Source organism: Neisseria sp. P0021.S006, from assembly GCF_051956895.1.
The window spans coordinates 1-898 of record NZ_JBQCWZ010000537.1 but is presented as its reverse complement, the minus strand read 5'-3'; the positions used below and the strand labels follow the sequence as shown (position 1 = coordinate 898).

Genomic DNA, 898 nt, shown 5'->3' with positions numbered 1-898 from the left:
GGCTGGAAACAAACGTAGAGGAAAGAAAACAATGGCTGTTTTTGAAGTGGTCGAGGGCGATATTACCCGATTGGCAGTCGAGGCGATTGTCAATGCCGCCAATTCATCGTTGTTGGGTGGTGGCGGCGTAGACGGTGCAATACACCGCGCCGCAGGCAAAGAACTGCTGGACGAGTGCCGCACTTTGGGCGGTTGCCGCACAGGCGAAGCCAAAATAACCAAAGGCTATCGTTTGCCTGCACGTTTTGTCATTCATACGGTCGGGCCGGTATGGTTTGGCGGACAGCAAAATGAAGAGGCAAAATTGGCACAATCCTATGCCAATTCCTTGCTGCTTGCCCAGAAACACGATCTCCACAGCATCGCCTTTCCGTGCATCAGTACCGGTGTGTACCGTTTTCCGGCCGAAGCCGCCGCGCGTATCGCTTTGGAGAGTTTGAAACAAACCCTGCCGCAATGTCCGGCAGTGGAAAAAATCATCTTTTGCTGTTTTTCCAAAGCAGATGCCGAATATTATCGGGCATTGCTGGCAGCCGAACAGGCCGTCTGAAATCCTCCGAACACTTGAAATCAAATATGAATCAGAAAGCAAAAATATGAGTATGTCCCTCGCCCAAAAACTGGCTGCCGACAGCGTTGCCGCAGTTGCCGAAGGGCGCAATCTTCAGGATGTTTTGGCGGAAATCCGCGCAGCGCATCCGCAGCTGACGGCGCAGGAAAACGGCGCGTTGCAGGATATTGCCTACGGTTGCCAACGTTATTTGGGCAGTTTGAAGCACATGCTTGGTCAAATGCTGAAAAAGCCGATTGACAATCCGCAGCTCGAAAGCCTGCTTTTGGCGGCGATGTACCAACTGCATTACACGCGCAATGCGCCTCATGCCGTGGTCAATGAGGC

General features: G+C 52.7%; 2 protein-coding genes. Both read left to right on the top strand.

Going from position 1 to position 898, the window contains the following annotated elements; all coding sequences use genetic code 11:
- Positions 1-31: 31 nt before the first annotated feature.
- Positions 32-550 (top strand): O-acetyl-ADP-ribose deacetylase, encoded by a 519-nt coding sequence (locus tag ACTHUM_RS15530; RefSeq protein WP_440403361.1) that lies wholly within the window; start codon positions 32-34, stop codon positions 548-550.
- Positions 551-596: 46 nt separating this feature from the next.
- A partial coding sequence (locus tag ACTHUM_RS15525) for a transcription antitermination factor NusB (RefSeq protein ID WP_440403360.1) occupies positions 597-898 on the top strand: 302 nt, incomplete at its 3' end.

Coding starts and splice junctions, on each gene's coding strand:
- ACTHUM_RS15530 (WP_440403361.1), top strand. CDS start 32: ATGGCTGTTTTTGAAGTGGTCGAGGGCGATATTACCCGATTGGCAGTC.